The organism is Mycobacterium sp. BMJ-28, assembly GCF_054404835.1.
The window spans coordinates 1465577-1492396 of record NZ_CM136783.1; the positions used below are offsets into that span (position 1 = coordinate 1465577).

A 26820-nucleotide genomic window follows, 5' to 3' on the forward strand; every position below is an offset into this window, starting at 1 on the left:
ATGACGATCGCATACCGCTACGTTGACCTCGTGGACTCTCCAGACTTCGCCGAACTGCTCGACGGGCTCGAGGGCGATGCGCGTGCCGAACGTGCCGAACTGATCCCCTGGTTGCTGGAGCGCGGGATCACCGCCGAGCAGATCCGTGATTCGTACGCGCCACTGCTGCTGGCCTCGCGCCGGGTGCTCGGAGACGATGGAACGCTGGTGTCGGCCCGCGAGATCAGTGAGTCGGCCGGTATCGACCTCGCGCTGCTCGGGCGGATTCAGCGGGCCGTCGGATTGCCGGTGTCCGAGGATCCCGATGCCCGGGTCCACCCCAAAGTGGACGGCGAAATCGCTTCTTATATCCGCAAGTTCACCGATATCGGCTTCGACGAGGACCGGATCGTGGAGGTGGTCCGGGTGATCGCCGACGGCCTGAGCAAGGCCGCCGAGGCCATGCGGTACACCGCGTTGCTGGCGATGATGTCGGCCGGCGCGAGCGAACTCGATATCGCCAAGGGCTCCGAAGCCATGCTCATGCAGGTGGAGCCGCTGTTCGGCCCGATGCTGCACGACATGCTGCGCCTGCAGTTGCGTCACACCATGGAGACCGAGGCCGTCACCGCCGGGGAACGGGCCCAGGGCCTGCCGCTGCCCGGTGCCCGGTCGGTCGCGGTCGGCTTCGCCGATCTGGTCGGCTTCACCCGCCTCGGCGAGGCGGTGCCACCGGAAGAACTGGAGGACCTGGCGCATCGCCTGGTCCAGCTGGCCCACGAGGTGGTGGCCCCGCCGGTGCGTTTCGTCAAGTCGATCGGTGACGCGGTGATGCTGGTCAGCCCGGAGCCCGCGCCGCTTTTGGCGGCCATGCTGGCCCTGATCGAGGCCACCGAGGCAGGAGACGACTTCCTGCGGCTGCGGGCCGGGGTGACCACCGGCATGGCGGTGAACCGCACCGGCGACTGGTTCGGCAGCCCGGTCAACCTGGCCAGCCGGATCACCGGCGCCGCCCGGCCGGGTTCGGTGCTGGTGTCCGAAGCCGCCCGCGACGCCATCGGTGACAGCGCCGGGTTCGAATGGTCCTTCGCCGGCGCACGCAGGCTCAAGGGCATCAAGGACGACACCAAACTGTTCCGGGCGCGACGGCTAGCGGATCGGTGAAAAGCGGCGCAGCCGCAAGCTGTTGGTCACCACGAACACCGAGCTGAACGCCATGGCCGCGCCCGCGATCAGGGGGTTCAACAGCCCCAGTGCGGCCAACGGCAGCGCGGCGACGTTGTAGGCGAACGCCCAGAACAGGTTGGCTTTGATGGTGCCCAGGGTGGCCCGGGACAACCGGATCGCGTCCGCGGCGGCCCGCAGATCGCCGCGCACCAGGGTCAGATCCGAGGCTTCGATCGCGACATCGGTGCCGGTCCCCATGGCCAACCCGAGATCGGCCTGCGCCAGCGCGGCGGCGTCGTTCACCCCGTCACCGACCATCGCCACCACCGCACCGCCGGCCTGCAACCGCTTGATCTCGGCCACCTTGCCGGCGGGCAGCACCTCGGCCACCACCCGCTCGATACCCAGTTGCGCGGCAACGGTTTCCGCGGCACCACGATTGTCACCGGTCAGCAGTACCGGAGCCAGGCCCAGCGCCCGGAACTGTGCGATCGCCTCGGCGGCGGTGTCCTTGATGGTGTCGGAGACGACGATCACCGCGCGGATCCGTCCGTCGGCGGCCACCCACACCGCGGTGGCCCCCTGTGCCTCGGCCGTTTCCGCGGCGGCGCGCAGTTCAGCGGGCACCGGCAGCGCCCAGTCCTCGGACAGCCAGGTGACCCGTCCCGCGGCCACCGCCCGGTCGTCGACGACGCCGGAGACACCGAGACCACCGTGATTCTCGAACCCGGACACCGCGGGCAGCGGGCCGCCGGCGTAGTCGGCGATCGCGCGGGCGATCGGATGCTCGGAGGCGTGCTCCAATGCGCCCGCCAGCCGGACGATCTCGGCCTGCGCGTCACCCTCTGCGACATGGACGGCGACCACCGACATCTGACCGGTGGTGACCGTCCCGGTCTTGTCCAGCACCACGGTGTCGATGCGCCGGGTCGACTCCAGCACCTGCGGCCCCTTGATCAGGATGCCCAGTTGAGCACCCCGGCCGGTGCCGACCAGCAATGCGGTCGGGGTGGCCAAGCCCAGCGCGCACGGGCAGGCGATGATCAGCACCGCGACGGCGGCGGTGAACGCGGCCGCCACCGAGCTGCCGCTGACCAACCAGCCGGCCAGGGTCAGCACTGCCAGCCCGATCACGATCGGCACGAAGATCGCCGACACCCGATCGGCCAGCCGCTGCACGTCGGCCTTACCGCTCTGCGCCTCCGATACCAGCCGGGCCATCTGTGCCAGCTGGGTGCCGGACCCGATCTGGGTGGCCCGCACCTCGATCCGGCCGCCGACGTTGACGGTCGCCCCGACCACGGTGTCACCGGGGCCGACCTCCACCGGCACCGGCTCGCCGGTCAGCATCGACGCGTCGACCGCCGAGGTTCCTGCCGTCACCGTGCCGTCGGTGGCGATCTTCTCGCCCGGCCGCACCACGAACACATCACCGACCGCGAGGTGCGCGATCGGGATGCGGGTCTCGGTGCCGGACGGCGCGTCGCCACGCAGCACCGCCACATCCTTGGCGCCCATGTCGAGCAGTGCCCGCAGCGCCGCACCGGACTTGCGCTTGGCGCGTGCCTCGAAATACCGCCCGGTGAGCAGGAAGGTGGTGACGGCCGCGGCCACCTCGAGATAGAGATGCGGTTCGCCGCCGCGGGACACCCACTCGAATTGCATCTTCATGCCGGGCATTCCGGCGTGAGTGAAGAACAACGCCCATACCGACCAGAGGTACGCGGCGCCGACGCCGACCGAGATGAGGGTGTCCATCGTCGCCGCGCCGTGGCGCAGATTGGTCCACGCCGCCCGGTGGAACGGCCACGCCCCCCACACCACGACCGGCGAGGCGAGCGTGAACGCCAGCCACTGCCAGTTGGTGAACTGCAGCGCAGGGATCATCGAACACGCGACCACCGGGATGCTCAGGGCGGCGCTGATCAGCAGCCGCTGCCGCCACGGCGCAGACTCGTCCCGCTCGTCCGGCTCGGTGGCGGCCGCCGGTTCCGGAGCAGGCAAGGCGGCCGTATAGCCCGTCGCCTCAACCGCGGCGACCAGCTGGTCGGGGCTGACGGTGTCGGGGAATTCCACCCTGGCCTGCTCGGTGGCGAAGTTGACGCTGGCCTGCACGCCGTCGATGCGGTTGAGCCGCTTCTCGATTCGTGCTGCACACGATGCGCACGTCATCCCGCCGACGTCGAGGGTGAGGGTACTCATGCCGCGTACGCGATGTCGTATCCGCAGTCCTCGATGGCCGCGGCCACCGCGTCGGCATCGGGGCCGCCGCCCACCGTGACGGTGCCCGCGGTGAGGTCGACGTCCACGGAGGTGACTTCGGGCAGCGCCCGCACCGCAGTGGTGATGGCCGAGACGCAGTGGCCGCAACTCATACCCTCGACATGGAGAACGATGTTCATGACGCCATGATATACCGGTAGGGGGTATGGGTAAATGGGCACGTACGGCTTGAAGGTTGTGAGGAGACAGACATGGTGAAGACGGCGGCAGTGCTCGCGGTGGCGGTCGGTGTGCTGGTGGCGGGTTGTACCAATCAGCCCAGTCCGGCGAACGGGGACGGGCACACCGGTCAGGGACACACCAGCTCGGCCGCGAGTCCGGCGCCGGCGAGCGCGGACGCGGCGGCGCACAACGACGCCGACGTGATGTTCGCCCAGATGATGATTCCGCACCACACCCAGGCTGTGCAGATGAGCGACATCCTGCTGGCCAAACAGGGCGTCGACCCGCGCGTCGTGCAGCTCGCCACCGAGATCAAGGCCGCTCAGGCCCCCGAGATCGCGCAGATGCAGGGTTGGTTGACATCCTGGGGCAGCCCGGCGATGGCACCGATGAACCACGATTCGATGCAGGGCATGGTGTCCGCGCAGGACATCGAGACGCTGCGCAATGCGCCCGGCCCGGCGGCCGCCAAGCTCTACGTCACGCAGATGATCGCTCACCACGAGGGCGCCATCACGATGGCTCAGGACGAGATCGCCAAGGGGCAATACGGCCCGGCCATCGCGTTGTCCCATGCCATCGTCGATACCCAGCAGAAGGAGATCGACACCATGAGGTCGATCCTCACCACGTTGTAGAACCGGTCACTGGGGCGCGACGGTGATGCCCTCCGACGGCTGGACGATGACGAAACCCTGACCGGCGAAGGCAACCTGCAGTGCCTCGCCGGATCCACGACCGATCAGCGCCCCGGCCTTGAAGCTGGTCTTCAGCGTGGTCTGCAGGTTGGCCGACCACGCCACCACCGCATTGGTGTCGGCGAAGGTGGGCGCCTCGGCGGCGTCGAGCACGACCGGCGGCCCGTCGGTGGTCAGCGCCACCCAGCCGGTGCCGCGCAACGTGGTGTTGAACAGGCCGCCGGTGGCGATGCTGCCGCCTTTGACCCGCTCGATGTTCCAGTTCAGGCTCGAAGAGAAGGCCAGCACATTCTTGCCGCTGATCGACAGGCCGGAGTTGTTCAGATGCAGCAGGTGCACATCGAAGGATTGCTCGGCGAGAAACACATCGCCCTGTCCGGCCACCCGCATCAGCGGCAGGCCCTCACCCGTCAGCGCCTTCTTGAGGAACTTCCCGGCGCCGCCGCCTTCATAGGCGAACTCGACATTGCCCTGATAGGCCACCATCGCGCCCTGTCGGGCCAGGAACGGTTCCCCGACGCGCACCCGGAGCAACTTCTTGTTCTGGTTGGCGACCGCGGCCGATTCCTTCTCGCTGAAACGGCCGTCGACCAGGTCGCCGGTGATGCCGCTGAAGCCGTCACCGGCCGGGGTGGGCACCGGCTGCGGCTGCTGCTGCACGGGCGGCGCGCCCAATGGTGCGGCGTGCACCTGTCCTTGGTGTGAGACCTGATCGGTCCACTTCTGTCCGTCCCACCACCGGTATTCGAACCGGCCTTCGGGGTCGCGCAGCCACTGACCGCTCACCGTGTCTCCTCAGGTCGCCAGAGTTTTGGTACTCAAGCCACCTTAGGCTGGCATCCTTTTCCCATGGCAGGCGACGAGGTCGATCGGGTGCGGGCGAAGAGCGCGTTGGCGGTGGTCCGGCAACATCCGGGCATGGTGTTGTTCCTGCTGTCGCCGGCCATCGCGGCGGTGGCCGCGGTGTGGTGGCTGGCAGGCAGCGGTTGGGCGGCCCTGTTGTTTGTCGCCCTGGTGCTGGCCGGCGGCGCCGCCGCGTGGCTCAAGCGCTGACGACATCACCCGGGCGTTCACTGTCGGTGAACCGTGCTCTTTTGCGGTTGTAACGGTGTAATCATGTAATCATGAAGACACATCATCATCATCGTCACGCCACCCATGACGCCGCAGAGGCCGTCGACTGGTTCGCCGGCCGGCTGCCCGACGGCTGGTTCGCGGGGGACCCGGACGTCGTGGTCGACCGAGAAGAAATCACCGTCGTCGGCAGGTTGCCCGACGCCGACGGCGACGAGAGCGCCTCCCGAGTCTCGGGCCGGGCGGCGAAGTTCCGGGAGGAGACCCGCGGCGAACGGATGCGGATCGCCGACGAGGCGCAGGACCGCTTCGGTCGCAAGGTGTCCTGGGGTGTCCAGGCGGGTGCGGAACGAATCCTGTTCACCCACTTGGCGGTACCGGTGATGACGCGCCTGCGCCAGCCCGAGCGTCAGGTGCTCGACACCCTGGTCGACGCAGGCGTGGCCCGGTCCCGCTCCGATGCGCTGGCCTGGTCGGTGCGGCTGGTGGGCGAGCACACCGACGAGTGGCTGTCCAAGCTGCGAGCGGCGATGACAGCCGTGGACGATCTGCGCGCCGAGGGGCCCGGACTCTGACGCTGCCCGATGGTGCCGCGGCGTGCGACGCTTGACTGTGAGCAAGCACATACGTCCTGCGGCGTTCGGATCGGCGTACCGGATCCGTCCAATGTAGGGATGTGGTGGCGCCGGGTATCCCGGCCTGAGGCGAATGAGGTTTCCGATGTCAGGGCCGACGGTGCCGGACGCCGACAACGCGCCGGTGCAGACCGATCGGCTGCTGTTGCCCGGCCGGACGTGCTGGCAGTCGGCTCCGGCCGACCGGTTCGCGCCCATCGTCGATGGTGCCGAATATCTGTTCCAGGTGAAATCCGCGATGTTGCGCGCCCGGCACCGGATCATGTTGATCGGCTGGGACTTCGATTCCCGGATGACCTTCGAAGCGGGCCGGGCTACGTTGCCTGGGCCCAACCAGCTCGCGCACTTCCTGCTCTGGATGATGTGGCGGCAGCCCAAGCTGCAGGTGTACGTGCTCAAGTCGAATCTCCGTCTGCTGCCCGCGTTCGACCCGTTCTGGTTCGGCCTGGTGCCGGTGACGCTGCTGAACAACCTCACCTCGGCACGCATGCATCTGGCCGTGGACGGGGCCCGGCCCACCGGTGCGGTGCATCACCAGAAGATCGTCGTCGTCGATGACGCCGTGGCGTTCTGCGGCGGCATCGATCTCACCCTCGGGCGGTGGGACACCCGCGCCCATTCGCGCGACGATCCCGGCCGGCGGGCCACCGGTGCACCGTACGGGCCCCGCCACGAGGTGGCCGCGGTCGTCGACGGCCCGGCCGCCCGGATCCTGGCCGAGCAGGCGCGCGATCGCTGGGGCGCGGCCACCGGCCGCACGCTGCCCGCGCTCGCGCCGGGACCGTCGGCCTGGCCGCGCCGCTGTCACCCGGCCTTGCGAGACGTCGAGGTCGGGATCGCCCGCACGCTGCCGGCATTCGCGACCCGCCAGGAGGTTCGCGAGGTCGAGGCGCTGAACCTGGCCGCGATCGCCGCGGCGCGCCACCTCATCTACCTGGAGAACCAGTATCTGGCCGCGCGTGGCCTGGCCGACGCCCTCGCGGAGCGGCTGCGCGAACCCGACGGCCCGGAGGTGGTGATCGTGCTGCCGCGCACCTCCGAGAGCCGCCTGGAGCACGAGTCGATGGACAGCGCGCGTGAACGTCTGGTTCGCCGGCTCTGGGAGGCCGACGTGCACGGTCGGTTCGGTGTCTACTGGCCGGCCGTCCCGGGTGGCGCGTCGGTGTACGTGCATTCCAAGGTCATGGTGGTCGATGACCGGTTCCTGCGGATCGGCTCGTCGAATCTGAACAACCGATCGCTGGGCTTCGACAGTGAGTGCGATCTGGCGCTGGAGGCCCCGGCCGAGGGGCGTGACGATATCCGCAGCCACATCGACCATCTGCGAGCCGATCTGCTGGCCGAGCATCTCGGGGTGCCGATCGAGACCTTGCGCGCCGAAGTGGACCGCCACGGGTCCGTCGTCGCGGCCATCGAGGCGCTGCGCGGCACCGGCCGGTCCTTGCGCAGGTTCACCGAATACATGGTGTCGGCGGACGCGGGCCCGTTCGGTGAGAACGACCTGATGGATCCGGCACACGTACCCGCTTCGGTGTCGAGCAGTGTGTGCTCGCTGGTCACCGGCGCGGTCACCTGGCCCCTGACCCGAGCGGCACCCGAGGTGTTGTCCGCCGTCGAGACGCTCGCCCGTCTGGTCGGTGTCCGGCTGCCCGCAGGCGGTTAGTCAGGACAGTGTCATCGCCCAGTACTCGCCGCGCGCCGCCAGCAGTTCGGCATGGGTACCCTGCTCGACGATGCGGCCGGCGTCCAGCACCACGATCCGATCGGCGTCGCGGATGGTGGACAACCGGTGCGCGACGATGAAACTGGTCCGGTCCCTGCGCAACTCGGCCATCGCCTGCTGGATCAGCAACTCGGTGCGGGTGTCCACCGAACTGGTCGCCTCGTCCAGGATCAGTAGCTGGGGGCGTGCCAGCACCGCACGGGCGATGGTGATCAACTGCCGCTCGCCGGCGCTGAGCCGGCCGCCGTCCTCGCCGACCCTGGTGTGGTAACCGTTGGGCAGGGTGGCCACGAACCGGTCGACGAACGCGGCGCGAGCGGCCTCGTGCACCTCGTCGGGGCCGGCATCGGGACGGCCGTAGGCGATGTTGTCGTAGATGCTGGCGCCGAACAGCCAGGTGTCCTGCAGCACCATGCCGATCCGCGAGCGCAGCGCGGCACGCGGCATCGCGGTGATGTCGGTGCCATCCAGCAGGATCCGGCCGGAATCCACGTCGTAGAACCGCATCAGCAGGTTCACCAGCGTGGTCTTGCCTGCCCCGGTCGGCCCCACGATCGCGACCGTCGTCCCGGGTTCGGCGACCAGGGAGAGGTCGTGCAGCACCGGGGCGCCCGGGCGGTAACCGAAACTGACCCGGTCGAACTCCACCCGGCCGGCGGCCGGGCCCACGGCGGGTACGGGCGCGGGATCGGCGGCCTCCTCGGGGGCATCCAGTACGTCGAAGATCCGTTCGGCGCTGGCGATTCCGGATTGCAGCGTGTTGTACATGGCGGCCACCTGGGTCAGCGGCTGGTTGAACTGGCGCACGTACTGGATGAACGCCTGGATGCTGCCGAGGGTGATCTGACCGGTGGCCACCTGCATACCGCCCACCACCGCCACCGCCACGTAACTGATGTTGCCGACGAAGGTGGTGGCCGGTCCGACCAGCCCGGACAGGAACTGCGCGCCGGTGCTGGAGCGGTACACGTCGGCGTTGTATCCGGCGAACTGCGCCGAGGCGTGATCGCGGTGGCCGTAGGTCTTGACGATGGTGAAACCGCTGTAGGTCTCCTCGATGTGCGCGTTGAGCTTTCCGGTGTTGGTCCACTGCGCGACGAACAGTTTCTGCGACCGGCGGGTGATGGCGCGGGTCGCCAGCAGTGACAGCGGCACAGTCAACACGGTGAGCAGTGCCAGCAGCGGTGAGATCGTCAGCATCATCACCAGTACGGCGATGACCGTCAGCACCGCGGTGAGCAGCTGACTGATCGACATCGCCAGCGAGGAGGCGACATTGTCGACGTCGTTGGTCACCCGGCTGAGCAGTTCACCGCGCTGGCGGGCATCCACGTAGGACAGCGGCAGGCGGTGCACCTTGTCCTCGATCTCGGCGCGCAAGGTGGCGACGGTGCGCTGCACCACCACATTGAGGATCCGGGCCTGAACCCAGACCACCAGCGCGGCAATGAGATACAACCCCAGAGCCAGCAGCAGGGTGCGGCCCACCGCGCCGAAATCGACACCGCGGCCCGGCACCACGTTCATTCCGGACAGCAGGTCGGCGAAGGTGTCCTGGCCGCGGTCCCTTGCCGCTTCGATCGCCTGCTGCTTGCTGATACCGGCGGGCAGGCCGCGCCCGATCACCCCGTTGAACAACAGATCGGTGGCGTGGCCGAGGATGCGCGGACCGATCACCCCGATGGCGATCCCGCACATGCCCAGGGCGATGACCGCGGACGCCAGACCGCGTTGCGGGATCAGCCTTCTCAGCAGCCGCAGCGCCGACCCCCGGAAATCCCTGGACCGGGCGGCCGGCGGCTGCGGCATCCCGCGCATCGGGCGGGTCACGCCGTCACCGACTGCGATTCGACGAATTCGACGTACTCGGGGCAGTCCCGCAGCAGCGAGTCGTGGGTGCCCGCACCGACGACGCGGCCGGCGTCGATGACGATCACCTGATCGGCGCCGGCCACGGTGGAGACCCGCTGCGACACGATGATCACCGTCGCGTCCGCCGATGTCTCACGCAGTGCCGCACGCACCCGCGCGTCGGTGCGCACATCGAGGGCGGAGAACGCATCGTCGAACAGATACACCGCCGGCCGGCGGATCACCGCGCGGGCGATGGCAAGCCGCTGGCGCTGACCACCGGAGAAGTTGATGCCGCCCTGCGCCACCCGCATCTGCAGACCATCGGGGTCGGCCCGCACGAAATCGTCGGCGGCCGCTACCTGCAAGGCCGCCCACATCTCGTCCTCGGTGGCCGCACTGCGCCCGTAGCGCAGATTGTCCGCGACCGTCCCGGTGAACAGATAGCCCCGTTGCGGTACCAATCCAATTGCCGACCAGAGGGTTTCGGTGTCGTAGTTGCGGATGTCGTGGCCGTCGACCAGCACCGCCCCCGCAGTGACGTCGTACTGCCGGCACAGCAGCGACACCAGCGTCGACTTGCCCGAACCGGTGCTGCCGACGATCGCGGTCACGGTGCCCGGGCGCGCGGTCAGCGAGATCCCTTGCACCACCGGCCGGTCGGCGCCCGCGTAGCTGAAGGTCGCCGCACGCAGCGTGATCTCGCCGCGCACCGCATCGACGCGCACCGGATCGGCCGGATCGGTGATCTGCGCGCATGTGCCGAGCACCTCGGAGATGCGCTCGGCGCAGGCCGAAGCGCGGGGCAGCAGCACCAGCAGCAGAGTGGCCAGCAGTACGGCCATCAGGATCTGCATGAAGTAGGCCAGGAACGCGATCAGGGAGCCGACCTGCATACCGCCGGCGTCGATGCGATGGCCCCCGAACCAGATCAGCGCGACGCTGGAGACGTTGATCACCAGGGTGGTCACCGGCAGCATCAGCGCCTGCCACCGCCCCGCGGTGATCGCGGTATCGGCCAGCGCCTGGTTGGCCTCGTCGAACCTGCTGCGCTCCAGGGATTCCCGCGCGAACGCCCGGACCACCCGGATGCCGGACAACTGTTCGCGCATCACCCGATTGATGCCGTCGATGAGTCGCTGCATGGAGCGGAAGATCGGCATCAGCTTGCGGATCACGAGAAAGTTGGCCAGTGCCAGCACCGGCACGCTGACCGCCAGCAACCAGGACAGGCCGGCGTTCTGATGCACGGCCATCGCGATACCGCCGACGCCCATGATCGGCGCGGTGATGAGCATCGTGGACGTCATCTGCACCAGCAGCTGGATCTGCTGCACGTCGTTGGTGGTACGGGTCAACAACGTCGGCGCACCGAATCGCGCCGTCTCGGTGGTCGAGAAGCCGAGCACATGGTGAAAGATCACCGATCGCAGATCGCGGCCGAAGCCGACACTGGCCCGTGAACCGAAGAACACCGCGCCCACCGCGCACAGCACCTGCATGGCGGTCACCCCGAGCATCACCGCGCCCAGCCGCATGATGGCGCCGGTATCGCCCTTGGCGACGCCTTCGTCGATGATGTCGGCATTGATCGTCGGCAGGTACAGCGACGCCAGGGTGCTGATCACCTGCAGTACCGCCACGATGGTGAGCAGCCCGCGGTAGGGCCGCACATACCGTCGCAGCAACGCCCAGAGCATCTGGCTACTGTCGCATACCCTCCTGTGCCCGCCCATTATTGGCCCGAGACACGAAAAGGCAGGTCAATGCGCATGTCAGCGGTTCTCGGCCGGGCTGCCGCTACAGTGCATGTCGTGACCCCAAGACGAGGCCACCGCCGATTCAGCGGTCCCGCGAAAACGTTGGTCCTGGTGACCGCCGCGGCCGCCGCGATCCCGCTGGTTGCCGCCTGCTCCGGTTCGGACACCCCGGACTCGCCGCAGGTGCCCTCCAGCACCGCCGCCGCGCCGGCGGCCAAACACGGCCCGTTGTTTCCCGAATGCGGCGGTGTCACCGATCAGACCATCGCGCAGCTGACCAAGGTGACCGGCCTGGTCAACACGGCGCGCAACTCGGTGGGATGCCAGTGGCTGGCCGGTGGCGGCATCGTCGGCCCGCATTTCTCGTTCACCACGTTCCGTGGCAGCCCGATCGGGCGCGAACGTAAGACCGAGGAGCTGTCCCGGGCCAGCGTCGACGACGTCACCATCGAAGGCCACAACGGCTTCGTGGCGGTCGGGGAGGATCCGGCGCTCGGCAAGAGCCTGTGTGAGATCGGCATCCAGTTCGACGACGACTTCATCGAATGGTCTGTCAGCTTCGCCGAGAAGCCGTTCCCCGATGCCTGTGATGTCGCCAAGGAACTGGCCCGTCAATCGATTGTGAACGCCAAATGATCCGCAGTGTGCGCGCCGTGCTGGCCGCGACGGCCGCGGCCGCCGTGTTGCTGGCCGGCTGCTCCTCGACGGTGGACGGCACCGCGGTGAAGGCCGGTTCCGGCGATGTGCCGCGCAACGACGACTCCCAGAAGACCTACCCCAACCTGCTCAAGGAATGCGACGTCCTGACCGAGGACATCCTGGCCAAGACGGTCGGGGCCGACCCGCTGGACATCCAGAGCACCTTCGTCGGTGCGGTGTGCCGCTGGCAGGCGGCCAACCCGGCCGGCCTGATCGACATCACCCGGTTCTGGTTCGAGCAGGGCAGCCTGGACAACGAGCGCAAAGTGGCCGACAACCTGAAGTATCAGGTCGAGAGTCGCGCCGTGGCAGGCGTGCCGTCGATCGTGATGAAGAACCCGGCCGCCAACGGTGCGTGCGGGGTGGCCAGCGATGCCAGCGGTGTGGTCGGGTGGTGGGTGAACCCGCAGACGCCCGGTATCGACGCCTGTGCGATGGCGCTCAAGCTGATGGAGCTGACGCTCGCCACCAGCTCCTGACTATCGGGGCACGTGGAAGTCGACCAGGGCGGCGGCGCCCAGTTCCAGCTGATCCCACGGTTTTTCGTGCCGTAGCAGCGCCAGCGCCGACGTCGGGTACTTGTGGTGGATGTCCTCGACCGCCTCCGCGGAGCTGTCCGGCCCGGCCAGCCCCAGCGCCAGCGATGACATCACCGGCTCGTGCCCGATCAGCAGCAGGGTGCCGATCTCGTCGTCGACACCGTTGATCTCCGCCAGCGCGATCCCCGGTGTGGCGTCGTAGAGCCGGTCGACGAACTGCACCGGTGCGTCGATCTCGGTGCGGGCCAGGGTCTGCCGGGTCCGCGTCGCGGTGGAGCACAGCACCGAGTCGATCCCCGGTGCGTGCGCGCGCAGCCAATCCCCGGCCAGCGCGGCCTCCCGGATGCCGCGCGGGGCCAGCGGACGGTCGTGGTCGGGCACCCCCGACGGGTAATCCGATTTCGCGTGCCGCAGCAGGATCAGCGTCTTCATGAGGACACCCTACGGTTTGTGGAACGGCGGGCCGATGCGCTTCCCGGGACTTGTCGGCGGTCGAACCTAGACTTCCCGTCATGCGTTTCCTGCACACCGCCGACTGGCAGCTCGGTATGACGCGGCACTTCCTGAGTGCCGGCGGAGCCGACGCACAGCACCGCTACTCGGCGGCCCGCCGGGAGGCGGTGGCGGGGCTCGGTGCGCTGGCCGCCGAGACCGGGGCCGAATTCGTGGTGGTCGCCGGTGACGTGTTCGAGCACAACCAACTGGCCCCCGCCGAGATCAGCAGATCGCTCGAGGCCATGCGCGCCATCGGGGTTCCGGTCTATCTGTTGCCGGGCAACCACGACCCGCTGGACGCCGGCTCGGTGTACACCAGCGCGCTGTTCCTCGCGGAACGGCCCGACAACGTCACCGTGCTCGACCGCGACGGCGTCTTCGAGGTGCGCCCGGGCCTGGAAATCGTCGCCGCCCCCTGGCGCTCCAAGGCGCCGACCACCGATCTGGCCGGCGCCGTGCTGAAGTCCCTGTCCGCCGACGGCACCGTGCGCGTGCTGGTCGCGCACGGTGGCGTCGACATCCTCGACCCGGACCCGGCCAAGCCGTCGCTGATCCGGCTGGCCGCCCTGCACGACGCACTGGACCGCGGTGCGGTGCACTATGTCGCGTTGGGGGACAAGCACTCCCGCACCCAGGTGGGTGACACCGGGCGGGTCTGGTATTCCGGCTCCCCGGAGGTCACCAACTACGACGATGTGGAATCCGATCCGGGGCACGTACTGCTGGTGGACCTCGACGAGACGCAGGTCCGGGTGCAGGGCCGGCACATCGGGCGGTGGCGGTTCATCACGCTGCGCCACGACGTGGACGACGACCGCGATATCGCGGGCCTGGACATCAACCTGGATCAATTGCCGGACAAGGACCGCACCGTCGTGCGGTTGGTGCTCAGGGGTTCGCTCACCGTCACCGACAAGGCCAAATTGGATGCCTGCCTGGACCGCTATGCGCGGCTGTTCGCCTCGTTGCGGCTGTGGGAACGGCACACCGACATCGCGGTGGTCCCCGCCGACGGTGAGTTCGACGACCTGTCGATCGGCGGCTTCGCCGCCGGTGCGGTGCAGGAGCTGATGGCCACCGCGCGCACCGACGGCGCCGGGGCGGATGACGCACGGTCGGCGCTCGCCCTGCTGCTGCGCCTCGCCGAAGGGCAGGTCGCATGAAGTTGCACCGGCTGACCCTGACCAACTATCGCGGTGTGGCGCACCGCGAGATCGAGTTTCCCGATCGTGGTGTCGTGGTGATCAGCGGCGCCAACGAGATCGGCAAGTCCTCGATGATCGAGGCGCTGGATCTGCTGCTGATGGCCAAGGACCGGTCGGCGAAGAAAGAAGTCAAGGCGGTCAAGCCGACCCACGCCGATGTGGGGTCCGAGGTGATTGCCGAAATATCCACCGGTCCATACCATTTCATCTACCGCAAGCGATTCCACAAGCGCGCCGAGACCGAGCTCACCGTGCTGGCTCCGCGCCGCGAGCAGGTCACCGGCGACGAGGCGCACGAACGTGTGCTGGCCATGCTGGACGAGACCGTCGACACCGCGCTGTGGCAGGCGCAGCGGGTGCTGCAGGCGACCGCGACCGCGCCGGTGGACCTGTCCGGTTGCGACGCGCTGTCCCGTGCCCTGGACGTGGCCGCCGGAGCGGCCGGCGACGGAGGGGCCACCTCGGGTGACGCCGACCCGCTGCTGATCGACCGCATCGACGCCGAGTACCTCAGCTACTTCACCCAGACCGGCCGCCCGACCGGAGTGTGGGCGGCGGCCGCGCAGCGGCTGCGGGAGGCCGAGGCCGAGGTGGCCATCCGCGCCGCCGCGGTCGCGGAGGTCGACGACGCGGTGCAACGCCATGGCGTTCTCACCGCCACCGTCGCCGAACTGTCCGTACAGCTCGACGCCGCCGAGGTGCGCCTGGAAGCCGCCAGAGAGGTGGCGGCGGCCGTGGAGCGCCTCACCGCGGAACGGGACAAGGCGGCCCTGATCGCCGCGGCGGCCAAGGCGACCCACGACATGTCGGCGGCCGCGGTCGCCGACCGGCAGCGGCTGCGCACCGAGATCGACGAAAGGTCGGTGGCCGCAGCGGAACTGATCGCCGTCGCAGCCGCGGCGGCGCGCGACCAGGGCGCAGCACGGGAGGAGCATGCTGCCGCCGAGCAAGCCGCCGTGGCCGGCCAGGCCGCAGCCGAGCAGGCACAGGCCGGCGTGGAGGCGGCCCGCACCGTCGTGGCCGCATTGGCCGCCCGCGACGAGGCGGCCCGGTTGGCCGCCCGGCTGGCGCGGATCGACACCGCCGCGGGTGAACTGGGGCGAATCGACACCGAGCTGGCGAACATCGTCATCACCGACGCGCTGCTGGGGGAGGTGGATGCCGCCGAACGCGCCGTGCACCGCGCGGCCGACCGGGCCGAACTCGCCTCGGCCCGGGTGGAACTCGTTGCGCTGGCCGATATCGAGGTGCGGTCCGGGCAACAGCGCACGGTGCTCGCCGCCGGCCAGCAGTGGTCCACCGGTATCGCGGTCCCCACCGAGATCGACGTAGCGGGCGTGCTGTCGGCGCGGGTGATCCCGGGTGCCGACGCGGTGGACACGGCGGCGCAGCTGGAGGCGGCCCGGCACGCGCTGGCAGAGGTGCTGCACCGTTGTGACGCCGCCGATGCCTGCGCTGCCCGCGCGCTGCATGCCCGGCGTGCCGAGCTGACCGCCACCCGGGATCGGCTGCGCGCCACCGTGGATGCGCTCACCGGCGACGAGTCCGTGGACCAGCTGCGCGCTCGGCACCTCGCCCTGAGCCAGGACGGGCCGCAACCCGACGGCGATACGGACACCGCCCGCGCCGACCTGGACGCGGCGGTGGCGGCGGCCCGCCGGGCCGGGCGTGCGGCACAAGAACTGCGTGACCTGGCCGCGGCGCTGGCGACCAAGTCGAACCAGGCGACGGTCGAGGCCAGCGTGCTGCGCGAGAAACTCGGCACCGCGCAGGCCGAACTGGGCGGCGCCACCGAACGGCTGGCCGGTGAGCGTGCGGTCGCCACCGACGACGCGCTTCGGTTGCGGGCCGAATCGGACGCCGAACACGCGCGCCTCGCCGCCGCCGCGGTGACCACGCTGGACACCGAGATCGCCGCGGCGCAACCCGATGTGGTGACCGCCGCACTCGCCGAGGCGGGCGCGCAGGCCCACGCACTGCGGCGGGACCGCGCGTCCGCGGCCGCGGCGCTCGCCGACATCGCGACCGCCCTGCGGCTGTACGGAACCGAAGGCCGCAAGGGCGCCCTGGACGAGGCCGAGTCCGAATGCGAGCATGCCCGCTCGGAGTACCAGCGCATCGAGCGCCGGGCCCGGGCCGCCGAACTGCTGCGCTCGGTGATGACCCGGCACCGCGAGTCGGCACGGCTGCGCTATATCGAACCGTTCCGCGGAGAGATCCAGCGGCTGGGCCGGATGGTCTTCGGAGCGGACTTCGAGGTCGACATCGACAGCTCGCTGCGTATCTGCAGCCGCACGGTGGGTGGCCGGACCGTCGGGTACGAATCGCTGTCCGGTGGCGCCAAGGAACAGATCGGCATCGTGGCCCGGTTGGCCTGCGCCGCACTGGTCGCCAAGGAAGACACCGTGCCGGTGGTGATCGACGACGCTCTGGGGTTCAGCGATCCCGACCGGCTCACCAGGATGGCCGCGGTGTTCGACTCGGTGGGCGGCGACGGTCAGGTCATCGTGCTGACGTGTGATCCGGGCCGGTACGCGGGCATCGCCGATTCCCGGCTCATCGAGTTGACCGCCTGAGCGCGGCTACGGTGTGTGCACGGCGGCCCTGATGCCGTCGCCGACGGGCAGCGTCAGTGACACGTACCGGCCCGACTGGTCCAGATAGGTCAGCAGCGGACCGTGCACATCGCTGCCCCAGTCCATCTCGACATCGTCGACCAACACTAGGGCGCCCGGCCGCAGCCGTGGTTCGACCAACCGGAGCACGTCCAGGGCGAGGTCGGGCCAGCCGTCCAGTAACAACAGGTCGATCCCGTCGGGCAGTTCGGCCAGCGTCTGCCGGGCGTCGCCGACGCGGAGTTCGATCAGGTCGTCGAGTCCGGACTCGGTGAAATTACGCTGTGCAGCTTCGGCTTTGGCGGTTTGCAGTTCGGTGGCGATGACGAAGCCGCCGCCGTTGTCGCGGACCGCGCCGGCCAGGTAGAGCGTGGACACCCCGAATGACGTTCCGTACTCGACGATCCGGCGGGCCCCGGTGGCGCGGGCCAGCAGATACAGCAGCCGGCCGCCGTCGTCGGAGACCGACATGTAGACGTCCTTGAACAGTTCGGCTCGTTGTGCCGCATCGAGATCCAGCGGGAAGGCCGGTAGGCGGGCGAACTCGGCCGCGTCCTGCGCGTGTTCGGTGGCGAGCAGTCGGGTCAGCACGGCGGCGATCGGTGGGGATTGCAGTGAATTGGTCATGAGCTCACGCTATGGTCGAATCGTGATTGACTCCAGTGCATGTTTGGTCATGGATAGTTATCCAGAATGGAATTGAATCTGGATCTGAATCTGCTGGCGGCGCTCGACGCGCTGCTGCAGGAACGCAGCGTCGGCGCTGCGGCGCAACGGATGCACACCTCGGCTCCGGCCATGAGCCGCACCCTGGCCCGGCTGCGCCGCATCCTGGACGATCCGGTGTTGGTGCGTGCCGGCCGGGTCATGGTGCCCACGCCGCGGGCGCTCGCACTGCAGAGTCCGGTGCACGAGCTGGTGGCCGCGGCCCGGTCCATCTTCGTCCCGCCGGAGGCGCCCGACCCGGCCACCCTGCAACGGGTGTTCGCCATCCAGGCCGGCGACGGACTGTTCAGTCAGATCGGTGCGCGGCTGCTGGCCACCGTTCGCCGCGAAGCCCCCGGTGTCACACTGCGTTTCGTCGGCGAAAGCCACGAGGACACCCACTCGCTGCGGGACGGGACCGTCGACATCGAGATCGGCCAGATCCGGCTCAGTGAGCCCGAAACCGTCGTCGAGCATCTCCTCGACGACCGGTTCGTCGGCGTGGTGCGGGCCGGTCACCCGCTGACCCGCGGTCGGGTCACCCTGCGCCGGTTCGCCGATGCCGAACACGTGGTGTTCTCCCGCCGCGGCAGGCTGCGCGGACCGGTCGACGAACTGCTGGCCGAGCGCGGATTGGCGCGCCGTGTGGTGGCCAGCGCGCCGAGCCCGGCCGGCGGCCTGGTGCTGGTTCAGAACACCGACCTGGTCGGCCTGCTGCCCGAGCGGGTGGGCGCCGACGCCATCGCAACCTTCGGGCTGGTGAGTTTTCCGGTCCCGTTGCCGCTACCGCCGCTGTCGCTGGCGATGGCGTGGCATCCGCGCAATGCCGCTGACGGCGGGCACCGCTGGCTACGCGACCGCGTGCGCGACGCGACCCGGGGCGAGTGAGCTCAACCCCAGGTGATCGCGCAGCGTGTCACCCTCGTACTCGGTGCGGAACAAGCCGCGGCGCTGCAGTTCGGGCACCACGTAGTCGACGAAATCGTTGAAGGTGCCCGGGCTTTGGGCCGCCGACACCATGAATCCGTCGGCCTCACCGGCCGTGAACGAGGCCTCGATCTGATCGGCAACCTGGGCGGCGGTGCCCACGAACTGCGGCAGCAGCACGCCTTGGGCGTACCACTTGCCGATATCGCGCAGGGTCAGGTTGTCCCGGTCGGCCACCCGGCGCGCCGTGTCGAACAGGCCCTGGGTGCCGGTCACCTGCACGTCCTCCACCGGGGCATCCAGATCGTATTGGGAGAAGTCGTGATCGGTGTGCACGCTCAGGGTGATCAGGCCGGAGATCGGGTCGGCCAGCTCGTTGTGGAAGGCCTGCTTCTCCCTGGCGATCGACTCGGTTTCGCCGATGAACGGGATGAAGGCGGGGAAGATCAGCACACCGTCCGGGTTGCGGCCGTAATCGCTTGCCCGCGACTTGATGTCGTCGTAGTAGGCCCGCCTGCCCTCCGGCGTCGGGTCGATCTCGAAGATGGCCTCGGCCCACCGCGCGGCGAAATCACGGCCGGTGCTGGAGGCACCGGCCTGGATCAGCACCGGCCGGCCCTGCGGGGAGCGCGGTACGTTGAGCGGGCCCCGGGTGCGGAAGTACCGGCCCTCGTGCTCGACGCGGCGGATCCGGTCCGGGTCGGCGAACACGCCGGTCTCCTTGTCCAGCACCAGCGCGTCGGGATCCCAACTGGACCACAGCTCGATCGCGGTCCGGACGAACTCCTCGGCCCGCTCGTAGCGGAACTCGTGGTCGAGGTGCTCGTCGTGGCCGAAATTCTGCGCCTCGCTCTGGGTCAGCGAGGTGACGATGTTCCAGGCCACCCGGCCGCGGGTGATGTGGTCCAGACTGGCGAAGATCCGGGCCAGCTCGTACGGGTGGAAGAAGGTGGCGGACTTGGTGATTGCCACCCCCAGCTTGGCGGTGACGGCGCCGATGCTGGCCGCCACGATGGACGGGTCCAGCGTGGCGGTCGCCTGGGTGCCGCGGCGCAGCGGTTCGGCGATGTCGGACTGGTAGCGCGTCGGCGCGGCCAGCAGATCGGCGAAGAAGACGAAGTCGAACTTGCCGCGCTCCAGGATCCGGCCGATGCGGTGGTAGTACTCCGGTGTGGTGAACGCGGTGTCGCTGCCGGGATGGCGCCACGCCGCGTGACTGTGGGTGACCTGCGAGGCGATTTGGAAGCCACCGAGATGTAGTTGCTTGGGCATGTCGTCTCCTATGTGATTTCGGCGCGCTTACCCGCGGCCACCGCGGGTAAGCGCGCCGAAATCGCGAGTGGTCAGAAGTAGGCGTTCGCCGGAACGGGGGTGCCGTGCAGCAGGTTCTGCCCGATGGCGCGGGCCTTCAGCCCGACGGGATTGTGCAGGGTGATGGTGCGGATGTTGCGCCAGTGCCGGTCGAGGTTGCGGGCCCGGCTGGCCGCGCTGGCCCCACCGAGTTCCAGCAGCCTGCTGGCCGCCAGCGGTGCGACGTCATCCAGGTGCACCTTGACCTTGGCGGCCTTGAGCTGAGCCTGGGCGGCCAGCTCGGCGTCGGGCACGCCGTCGACCTCGGAGTCGGTGGCCGCGGCGATGGCGGCAGCCGCATCCAGTACCGCGGTCCGCGCGATGTAGGCAGTGCTGGCCAACTCGCCGAGCTGGCGCTGCAGCAGCGGGTCGTCGGTCGGCTTCTCGGCCAGCGCATGGCTGAAGCTGCGATCCCGGGACCGCAGCAGCGTGATCCCGTCGTCGACGACGGCGGCCAGGATGCCGGCCACGATGGCGTGGATGTACAGCTGCAACGAGGCGTACTGCACGGTCGGGGTGGATTCGGCGTCGTACGGGGAATCCGAAAGCACCTCGTCGGCGGACACCACGACCCCGCTGAAAGTGGTCGTGCCGGTGCCGGTGCGGCGCTGGCCGAAGCCGTCCCAGTCGTCGATCAGCTTGACCCCGGCGCGGTCGGCGGGCACCACCACGGTGGCCACCGAATCGTGGTCGGTGGTGGCCGTCGTCGTCAGGTAATCGGAGAACAGGGTTCCGGTGCTGTAGTACTTCTCGCCGTCCAGGCGGAATCCACCGTCGGCGGCCGGCAACTGCCGGGTGTTGAACACCAGGCTGCCCACGGCCAGGGTGCCCTTCTCGCTGAACGCGTTGCCGAACGTCTTCCCGGCGGCCACCTTGTCCAGCCAGCGGTGGTCATCGGAGCGCAGCCGCTCTTCGACGAACCAGAAATGCGCCCGGAAGATGTGCGCGACGATCGGGTCGGCCCGTGCGACGTCAATGACGGCGGAGAACAATTGCGGGACAGTCAATCCCGCTCCGCCGAGTTCGGTGGGCAGGCGCAGGGTCCCGAAGCCGGCCCGCTTAAGGGCGGCAACCTGGTCAAAAGGGTTCTCGTCGTTCAGGTCTCGATCCTTGGCGCCCGACCCGATACGGGTGAGCAGCTCCGTCCATTCGGGCGAACCGGGCAGGATCCGGGAAGTGTGTTGCACGGTGGTCATGCCAATCAGTTCTACTGAGCGGAGCCGCCGGAGCGCACTGCTTGCGATCACCGCGATCCTGAGACCAGGGGCAGGGCAGAATGAGGGGCGATGACCATGACCGCCACGCGCCGACGGGCCCATGCCAAGCTCGCCGCGCTGCCCGGCGTGCGCCCGGTCCGCAGGCCGATCGCGCCGGGACACCCGGCTGAGTTCGACCTGTACTACGTGCGCACCGGCCTGAAATCGGCACATCCGCTGGTCATCATCCCCGGTGGCCCCGGGATGGCGTCGGTGGCGCCGTACCGGGGGCTGCGCAGGCACGCGGCCGCCGCCGGACTCGATGTGATCATGATCGAGCACCGCGGGGTGGGGTTGTCCAGGCACGACGACTCCGGTGCCGATCTGCCGCCCGACGCGATCACCGTCGAGCAGGTCGTCGACGATATCGCCGCCGTGCTCGACGATGCCGGCGTCGGTTCGGCGGTCGTCTACGGCGCGTCCTACGGCACCTATCTGGCTGCCGGGTTCGGTGCGCGGTATCCGGACCGGGTGGCGCAGATGGTGCTCGATTCACCGCTGTTGTCGGCGGGGGACATCGAATACATGCGTGCCGCGATCCGCGGCCTGTTGCTCGACGGGACCGATCCGGAGACGGCGGCCGTCGCGCCGAAGGTGCGCAAACTGGTCGAGGACGGCGTGCTCGCCGACTCCGCTGGGCAGGTGGCCGGCGCGCTCTACGGGTACGGCGGGACCGCACTGCTGGGCCGCCAGATCGACCTGCTGTCCAAGGGGCGCACCTGGGTCTGGTCGGCGCTCAATCTGGCGCGCCGGCTCCCGCACCACGCCGCGCCGTTCCACCATGAGGAAGACCTGGTGAACCGAATCGCGTTCAGGGAACTGAACTTCGCCGGGGTCCCCGACGGCCTGCCACTGGACCCCTCGGTGGGTATCGCCGAGGCAAATCCCGACCGGCAGTCCTTCGAGCGCGAACCGTTCGACCTGGCCGCGGAGATGCCGCGGTTCAGCTGGCCCACCGTCGTCGTCTCCGGCGGGCGTGATCTGGTCACGCCGCCGGCGGTGGCGCGCAAAGTGGCCGCACTGATTCCCGCCGCGGTGCTGGTGCAGTTGCCCCACGCGGGACACAGCGTGCTCGACACCCGCGAGCGGGCCGCGCTGGAGATCATCGCGGCGATACGGGCCGGCGCGGTGGGCGCACTGCCGGGCCGCGCCGCCGAGCTCGACGCCTTGCCAGCAAAAATTGCTGTCCGCCTTGGTGTTTCGGCGCTGGCCGCGGCCACTCGCACCGAATCGGTACTGCCGCGGATCAGGTTTTCATGAAACCTATCGCGGTGTAGTTCACGTCGCCGAGGCCGGCCGCGCCGAAGTTGGCCAGGGTGCTGCGGACCGCCACGTTGCCGGCGGTCTGGAACAGCGGCAGGCTGAAACCCTCGGCCCAGATGAGCTTGTCCGCCTCGTTGGCCAGGTCGCGGGCCTTGCCGGCGTCCAGCTCGTTGAGTACCTGGTTCGCCTTGGCGTCGATCTCGGGTGTACTGATCTTGCCGAAATTGCTTTCGGCGCCGGTGGTGTAGATCTGGGTCAGGCAGCACAGCGCGAAGGCATCCGCCTGCCAGGCGAATTGGGCGATGTCGAAATTGCCGACGGTGATGTAGTCGGTGAAGAACCGGTCGCCCGGCCTGGCCTCCAGCTGCAGGTTCACCCCGACCTGGGCCAGGCTGTTCTGTGCCAGCTGGGCGATCTGCCGGGTGCTCTTGGAGTCATAGAACACATCGCGGATCACCAGCTGGCGGCCGTCCTTCTCACGGAACTGGCCGTTCATCTTCCAGCCCAGCGCGTCCAGTTCTTGCTTCGCCTTCTCCGGGTCGAAGGCCACCACCGCGCTGTTGTCCTGATAACCCTCTTGACCGGCGACGAAGACGTGATTGTTCAACGGCGTCGGATTGTCCACCAGGCCGCGCTGGGTGACGTTGGCGATGGCCTGGCGGTCGATGCCCTTGGCGACCGCCACGCGCAGTGCCGGGTCGGCCAGGATCGATCCGGGCGCGCCGTTGAAAGTGAAGTGGTACCAATACGGCGCCGATGCCCGCCGGATCGCGATGCCGGGGGTGTTGCGCGCGATCTGCAGTTCGTCCAGGGACGCGATCGCGGTGGCGTCGATGGTGTTGTTCTGCAGGGCGGGGACCATGGCGGCATCGTCGAGCACCAGATAGGTGATGCTGTCCAGCCTGGGTGTGGCGCCCCACCACTTCGGATTGCGGGTCAGCGTGATGCGCTGGGCGGTGCGGTCGATATTGGAGATGATGAACGGCCCCGCCGACGGCCCTGGCCCGTTGAGCTGTCCCTTGTTGAACACCTCCGGGTTCTCGGTCATCTTCTTGGGCTGCAGCGTGGTGTTGCCGGCGAACATGCCCTTCCAGTCGGTGTAGTGCTGGCCGAAAGTGACGACGGCCTGGCGGTCGTCGACACCGCGCGTCACGGAGGCCACCCGGTCCTGGCCCGCCGAACTGGAGATCTGGTAGCGCTTGTCCTTGCCGTTGGTGGCCTGGATCTGGGAGGCCAGATCCTCCCAGGTGATCGGGGTGCCGTCGGTCCACACCGCCTTGGGATTGATGGTGTAGGTGACCACCTGCGGGTTCTCGCTGGTGAGTTCGACGCTGGTGAAGTAGTCGGGGTTCACCGTCGTCGACCCGTCAGGGGCGATGGTGAAGGCACGCGGCAGGGTGGCACGCAGCATCGCCGCGCCGGTCCCTTCGCTTTCGATGCTCAGCGGGTTGAAGTTGGCAGGCATGGCAGCCAGCGCCAACCGCAGATTCCCACCCTGCTGCAACGTGTTGGGGTCCTGCGGGTTCATGTCGTTGGTGGTGCCGACCGTCGCGTCACCACCGATCGGCGGGATGTTCTGGTCGCCGCTGGAACAGCCGGACACGACCAGAACCACGGCCAGGGCCATCGAAGTCAGCCCATAAGTCAGGCTACGGGTCTTCATGGCGACCGACTTTATCCTCCGGCTGCGGAACCGCGGCCAGTAACCGCCGGGTGTACTCGTGTTGCGGTGCGCCGAGCACCGTTTCGGCGGGCCCCTGTTCGACGACCTTGCCCCGGTGCATGACGACCACGTCGTGGGCCAGATGCTTGACCACCGACAGGTCGTGGGACACGAACAGATACGACAGACCGAAGCGCTCCTGCAGATCCAGCAGCAGGTTGATGATGCCGGCCTGGATGGACACGTCCAGCGCGGAGACCGGTTCGTCGAGCGCCAGGATCTTGGGCTGCAGCGCAAGTGCCCGGGCGATGCCGATGCGCTGTTTCTGCCCGCCGGAGAACTCCGCCGGGTAACGTCCGGCGTCCTGCGGGCGCAACCCGACGGTGGTGAGCAGTTCGGCCGTCCGGGACGCAATGGCGGTCTTGTCGAATCCGTTGGCCGACAATGGTTCTGCCAAGACCTCGGATATCGGCAACCGGGGGTCCAGGGAGGCCACCGGATCCTGGAACACCACCTGCAGGTCGGTGCGCAAATGCCGCCGGGCCCGCCGGTCCAGCGTCGCCACATCGGTGCCCAGTACCTCGATAGAGCCCGACTGCGGCGCCGTCAGCTCCAGAATCTGGTGCAGCGTGGTCGATTTACCCGAGCCCGATTCGCCGACGATGCCGACGGTGCGGCCCTGGTGCAATTCGAAGCTGATCCCGTCGACGGCCCGCACCTCGCCGACCTGGCGGCGCAACAGCACCCCCTTGGTCAACGGATACGTCTTGACCAGATCGTGCACCCGCAGCACCACCGGCGGTGCCGCCGATTGCTCGGCGGCCTCCGGTTCGGTTCGCACACCGTAGATCTCGGCCGCGGAGCGCCCGATGACCTGATCGGTGTGGATGCAGGCGGCACCGTGCGCGGGTCCGATCTGCAGCAGTGCCGGTTCTGCGGCCAGGCAGTCCGGCGCGGCCAGCGGGCAGCGCGGGGCGAACGGGCAGCCCGGCGGCAGCGCCGCCATCGACGGCGGGGCGCCGGGAATCGGCACCAGCCGTTGACCCCGTGGTGCGTCCAGCCGCGGCACGGAGCCGAGCAGGCCCGCCGTGTACGGCATCGCCCGATGCTGGTAAAGCTCTGCCACCGAAGCATTTTCGACCACCGCGCCGGCGTACATCACCAAGGCCCGGTCGGCGAACTCGGCTACCACGCCCAGGTCGTGGGTGATGATCAGCACGCCAGCGCCGGTTACATCGCGGGCGGTCCGCAACAGGTCCAAGATCTGAGCCTGCACCGTGACGTCCAGGGCGGTGGTGGGCTCATCGCAGATGATGAGATCGGGATCGTTGGCGATCGCGATCGCGATGACCACCCGCTGGCGTTCACCGCCGGACAGCTCGTGCGGAAAGGCCCGCGCCCGCGCGGCGGGGTTCGTGATGCCCACCAGTTCCAGCAGTTCGGTGGCCCGGATCCCGGCCTGGCGGCGGTCGATTCCGGGCTGGTGAATCCGCAACGCCTCGGCGATCTGGTCGCCGACGGTGTAGACGGGGGTGAGCGCAGACATCGGATCCTGGAACACCGTCCCGATCGAACGTCCACGGATCCGCGACATCTGCTGGTCATCGAGCGCGAGCAGTTCGTCACCGTGCAGCCGCACCGACCCGGACACGTCGGCGTATCCGGGTAACAGGCCGACCACCGCCATCGCACTCGCGGACTTGCCCGCCCCGGATTCGCCCACCAGGGCGACGACCTCGCCCGGGGCGACATCGAAGGACACCCCGCGCACCGCGGGCACCCATTCGGTGTCGGTGGGGAAGGCGACGGTCAGGTCGCGCACCTCGAGCAGAGTCATTTCGCGCGCCTCCGCAGCCGGTGCGATCCGGGGTCCACGGCATCACGCAACGCGTCCCCGGCGAGATTGGCGCACATCACGATCAGGATCAGCACGCCGGCGGGGAACAGGAACACCCAGGGGAAGGTGGTGGCCGACGGGGTGCCGTCGGCGATCAGGGTGCCCAGCGACACGTCGGGCGCCTGCACGCCGAAACCCAGAAAGCTCAGCCCGGTTTCGGCGAGGATCGCCACGCCCACGTTGAGCGTGGTGTCGATGATGAGGATCGAGGCCACGTTGGGCAGCACATGCCGGGCGATGATGCGGGCGTCACTGACCCCCATATACCTTGCAGCCGTGACGAATTCGCGTTCGCGCAGACTCATGGTGAGTCCACGCACCATCCGCGAGCTGATCATCCAGGAGAAGGACGCCAACAGCACGATCAGCGCGAGCAGCGCCCCGGAACCCTGCGTGCTCCTGGTGGCGATGGCGATCAGCAGGAAGCTCGGCACCACCAGCAGCAGGTCGACGACCCACATCAGGACGCGGTCGCGCCAGCCGCCGAAATAGCCGGCCACCGCACCGACCGCGGCGGCGATCACCGTCGAGATCAGGGCCACGCACAAGCCGATCAACATCGATTTCTGCATGCCCCGCAAGGTCAGCGCGAACAGGTCCTGGCCCAGGGCATTGGTGCCGAACCAGTGCTTGGGACTCGGCGGGGTCTGCAAGGCGTAGTAGTCCAGATCGGTGTAGCTGTAAGGCAGCAGCGAGGGCAGCGTGTAGCAGCCCACAAAGAGCAAGCACAGCAGGACCAACGCCGCCACGGCCGGGCGGTTGCGCACGAACCGCCGCCACACCAGGGTGCGACGGGACGCGAAGGTGTGCACGTCGACGCCGGACTTGGCGGTGGTCGACGATTCGGAGATGACCGGGTCGCCGCTCATCGGGT

General features: G+C 68.8%; 23 protein-coding genes. 11 read left to right on the top strand and 12 right to left on the bottom strand.

Annotated elements, in window-relative coordinates:
- Nucleotides 1-1143, top strand: a complete 1143-nt coding sequence (locus tag ACXPWS_RS07290) for an adenylate cyclase regulatory domain-containing protein (protein ID WP_458711804.1) — start codon at nucleotides 1-3, stop codon at nucleotides 1141-1143.
- On the opposite strand, the gene ACXPWS_RS07295 is transcribed toward ACXPWS_RS07290, so the two are convergent.
- Nucleotides 1129-3348 (bottom strand): heavy metal translocating P-type ATPase, encoded by a 2220-nt coding sequence (locus tag ACXPWS_RS07295; RefSeq protein WP_458711805.1) that lies wholly within the window; start codon nucleotides 3346-3348, stop codon nucleotides 1129-1131. The genes ACXPWS_RS07290 and ACXPWS_RS07295 overlap by 15 nt on opposite strands.
- Nucleotides 3345-3548 (bottom strand): cation transporter, encoded by a 204-nt coding sequence (locus ACXPWS_RS07300; protein WP_458711806.1) that lies wholly within the window; start codon nucleotides 3546-3548, stop codon nucleotides 3345-3347. Before ACXPWS_RS07300 ends, ACXPWS_RS07295 begins: the two co-directional genes overlap by 4 nt.
- 72 nt (nucleotides 3549-3620) lie before the next feature.
- Between ACXPWS_RS07300 and ACXPWS_RS07305 the strand changes: the two genes are divergently transcribed.
- Complete coding sequence (locus ACXPWS_RS07305; RefSeq protein WP_458711807.1) at nucleotides 3621-4229, top strand: DUF305 domain-containing protein; 609 nt, start codon at nucleotides 3621-3623, stop codon at nucleotides 4227-4229.
- A gap of 6 nt (nucleotides 4230-4235) precedes the next feature.
- On the opposite strand, the gene ACXPWS_RS07310 is transcribed toward ACXPWS_RS07305, so the two are convergent.
- Nucleotides 4236-5075, bottom strand: a complete 840-nt coding sequence (locus tag ACXPWS_RS07310) for an AIM24 family protein (protein ID WP_458711808.1) — start codon at nucleotides 5073-5075, stop codon at nucleotides 4236-4238.
- A 63-nt stretch (nucleotides 5076-5138) separates the two neighbouring features.
- Here ACXPWS_RS07310 and ACXPWS_RS07315 point away from each other — a divergent pair, with 63 nt between their 5' ends.
- The 3 genes from ACXPWS_RS07315 (at nucleotide 5139) to ACXPWS_RS07325 (ending at nucleotide 7661) form a co-directional block, all read left to right on the top strand.
- On the top strand, nucleotides 5139-5342 hold the full coding sequence (locus tag ACXPWS_RS07315; RefSeq protein WP_458711809.1) for a hypothetical protein: 204 nt from the start codon (nucleotides 5139-5141) through the stop codon (nucleotides 5340-5342).
- A gap of 71 nt (nucleotides 5343-5413) precedes the next feature.
- Nucleotides 5414-5938, top strand: a complete 525-nt coding sequence (locus tag ACXPWS_RS07320) for a hypothetical protein (RefSeq protein WP_458711810.1) — start codon at nucleotides 5414-5416, stop codon at nucleotides 5936-5938.
- A gap of 145 nt (nucleotides 5939-6083) precedes the next feature.
- Nucleotides 6084-7661 (top strand): phospholipase D-like domain-containing protein, encoded by a 1578-nt coding sequence (locus ACXPWS_RS07325; RefSeq protein WP_458711811.1) that lies wholly within the window; start codon nucleotides 6084-6086, stop codon nucleotides 7659-7661.
- Here ACXPWS_RS07325 and ACXPWS_RS07330 read toward each other — a convergent pair whose 3' ends face one another.
- Together ACXPWS_RS07330 and ACXPWS_RS07335 are read right to left on the bottom strand one after the other, a co-directional pair.
- Nucleotides 7662-9539 carry an ABC transporter ATP-binding protein gene (locus tag ACXPWS_RS07330; RefSeq protein ID WP_458713441.1) on the bottom strand — a complete coding sequence of 626 codons (1878 nt, stop codon included), beginning with the start codon at nucleotides 9537-9539 and terminating at the stop codon, nucleotides 7662-7664. It abuts the gene before it with no gap.
- A gap of 8 nt (nucleotides 9540-9547) precedes the next feature.
- Nucleotides 9548-11272 carry an ABC transporter ATP-binding protein gene (locus ACXPWS_RS07335; protein ID WP_458711812.1) on the bottom strand — a complete coding sequence of 575 codons (1725 nt, stop codon included), beginning with the start codon at nucleotides 11270-11272 and terminating at the stop codon, nucleotides 9548-9550.
- A gap of 105 nt (nucleotides 11273-11377) precedes the next feature.
- Here ACXPWS_RS07335 and ACXPWS_RS07340 point away from each other — a divergent pair, with 105 nt between their 5' ends.
- Nucleotides 11378-11968, top strand: coding sequence for a DUF3558 domain-containing protein (locus tag ACXPWS_RS07340; RefSeq protein WP_458713442.1), 591 nt, complete (start codon nucleotides 11378-11380; stop codon nucleotides 11966-11968).
- Nucleotides 11968-12510, top strand: coding sequence for a DUF3558 domain-containing protein (locus ACXPWS_RS07345; RefSeq protein WP_458713443.1), 543 nt, complete (start codon nucleotides 11968-11970; stop codon nucleotides 12508-12510). The genes ACXPWS_RS07340 and ACXPWS_RS07345 overlap by 1 nt, the downstream gene beginning before the upstream one ends.
- On the opposite strand, the gene ACXPWS_RS07350 is transcribed toward ACXPWS_RS07345, so the two are convergent.
- Complete coding sequence (locus ACXPWS_RS07350; protein WP_458711813.1) at nucleotides 12511-13002, bottom strand: SixA phosphatase family protein; 492 nt, start codon at nucleotides 13000-13002, stop codon at nucleotides 12511-12513. It lies immediately after the preceding gene.
- An 80-nt stretch (nucleotides 13003-13082) separates the two neighbouring features.
- Between ACXPWS_RS07350 and ACXPWS_RS07355 the strand changes: the two genes are divergently transcribed.
- Nucleotides 13083-14228 (top strand): metallophosphoesterase family protein, encoded by a 1146-nt coding sequence (locus ACXPWS_RS07355; protein ID WP_458711814.1) that lies wholly within the window; start codon nucleotides 13083-13085, stop codon nucleotides 14226-14228.
- Entirely contained in the window at nucleotides 14225-16846 is a 2622-nt protein-coding gene (locus ACXPWS_RS07360) for an AAA family ATPase (protein WP_458711815.1), read from the top strand. Before ACXPWS_RS07355 ends, ACXPWS_RS07360 begins: the two co-directional genes overlap by 4 nt.
- Before the next feature lie 6 nt (nucleotides 16847-16852).
- Here the strand turns inward: ACXPWS_RS07360 and ACXPWS_RS07365 are convergent, their stop codons facing one another.
- Nucleotides 16853-17512 (bottom strand): O-methyltransferase, encoded by a 660-nt coding sequence (locus ACXPWS_RS07365; RefSeq protein ID WP_458711816.1) that lies wholly within the window; start codon nucleotides 17510-17512, stop codon nucleotides 16853-16855.
- 66 nt (nucleotides 17513-17578) lie between these two features.
- On the opposite strand from ACXPWS_RS07365, the gene ACXPWS_RS07370 reads away from it, so the two are divergent.
- Nucleotides 17579-18478 carry a LysR family transcriptional regulator gene (locus tag ACXPWS_RS07370; RefSeq protein WP_458711817.1) on the top strand — a complete coding sequence of 300 codons (900 nt, stop codon included), beginning with the start codon at nucleotides 17579-17581 and terminating at the stop codon, nucleotides 18476-18478.
- On the opposite strand, the gene ACXPWS_RS07375 is transcribed toward ACXPWS_RS07370, so the two are convergent.
- Together ACXPWS_RS07375 and ACXPWS_RS07380 are read right to left on the bottom strand one after the other, a co-directional pair.
- Nucleotides 18440-19789, bottom strand: coding sequence for an LLM class flavin-dependent oxidoreductase (locus tag ACXPWS_RS07375; RefSeq protein ID WP_458711818.1), 1350 nt, complete (start codon nucleotides 19787-19789; stop codon nucleotides 18440-18442). The genes ACXPWS_RS07370 and ACXPWS_RS07375 overlap by 39 nt on opposite strands.
- 71 nt (nucleotides 19790-19860) lie before the next feature.
- Nucleotides 19861-21063, bottom strand: a complete 1203-nt coding sequence (locus ACXPWS_RS07380) for an acyl-CoA dehydrogenase family protein (protein ID WP_458711819.1) — start codon at nucleotides 21061-21063, stop codon at nucleotides 19861-19863.
- 90 nt (nucleotides 21064-21153) lie between these two features.
- Here ACXPWS_RS07380 and ACXPWS_RS07385 point away from each other — a divergent pair, with 90 nt between their 5' ends.
- Entirely contained in the window at nucleotides 21154-22383 is a 1230-nt protein-coding gene (locus ACXPWS_RS07385; protein WP_458711820.1) for an alpha/beta fold hydrolase, read from the top strand.
- Here ACXPWS_RS07385 and ACXPWS_RS07390 read toward each other — a convergent pair.
- The 3 genes from ACXPWS_RS07390 to ACXPWS_RS07400 are packed head-to-tail and all read right to left on the bottom strand — an operon-like array spanning nucleotide 22370 to nucleotide 26815.
- A complete protein-coding gene (locus ACXPWS_RS07390; RefSeq protein ID WP_458711821.1) occupies nucleotides 22370-24049 on the bottom strand; it encodes an ABC transporter family substrate-binding protein in 1680 nt (559 codons plus the stop codon). The two genes, ACXPWS_RS07385 and ACXPWS_RS07390, sit on opposite strands and share 14 nt — an antisense overlap.
- Entirely contained in the window at nucleotides 24036-25886 is a 1851-nt protein-coding gene (locus tag ACXPWS_RS07395; RefSeq protein WP_458711822.1) for an ABC transporter ATP-binding protein, read from the bottom strand. The genes ACXPWS_RS07390 and ACXPWS_RS07395 overlap by 14 nt, the downstream gene beginning before the upstream one ends.
- On the bottom strand, nucleotides 25883-26815 hold the full coding sequence (locus tag ACXPWS_RS07400; RefSeq protein WP_458711823.1) for an ABC transporter permease: 933 nt from the start codon (nucleotides 26813-26815) through the stop codon (nucleotides 25883-25885). Before ACXPWS_RS07400 ends, ACXPWS_RS07395 begins: the two co-directional genes overlap by 4 nt.
- Nucleotides 26816-26820 lie beyond the last annotated feature (5 nt).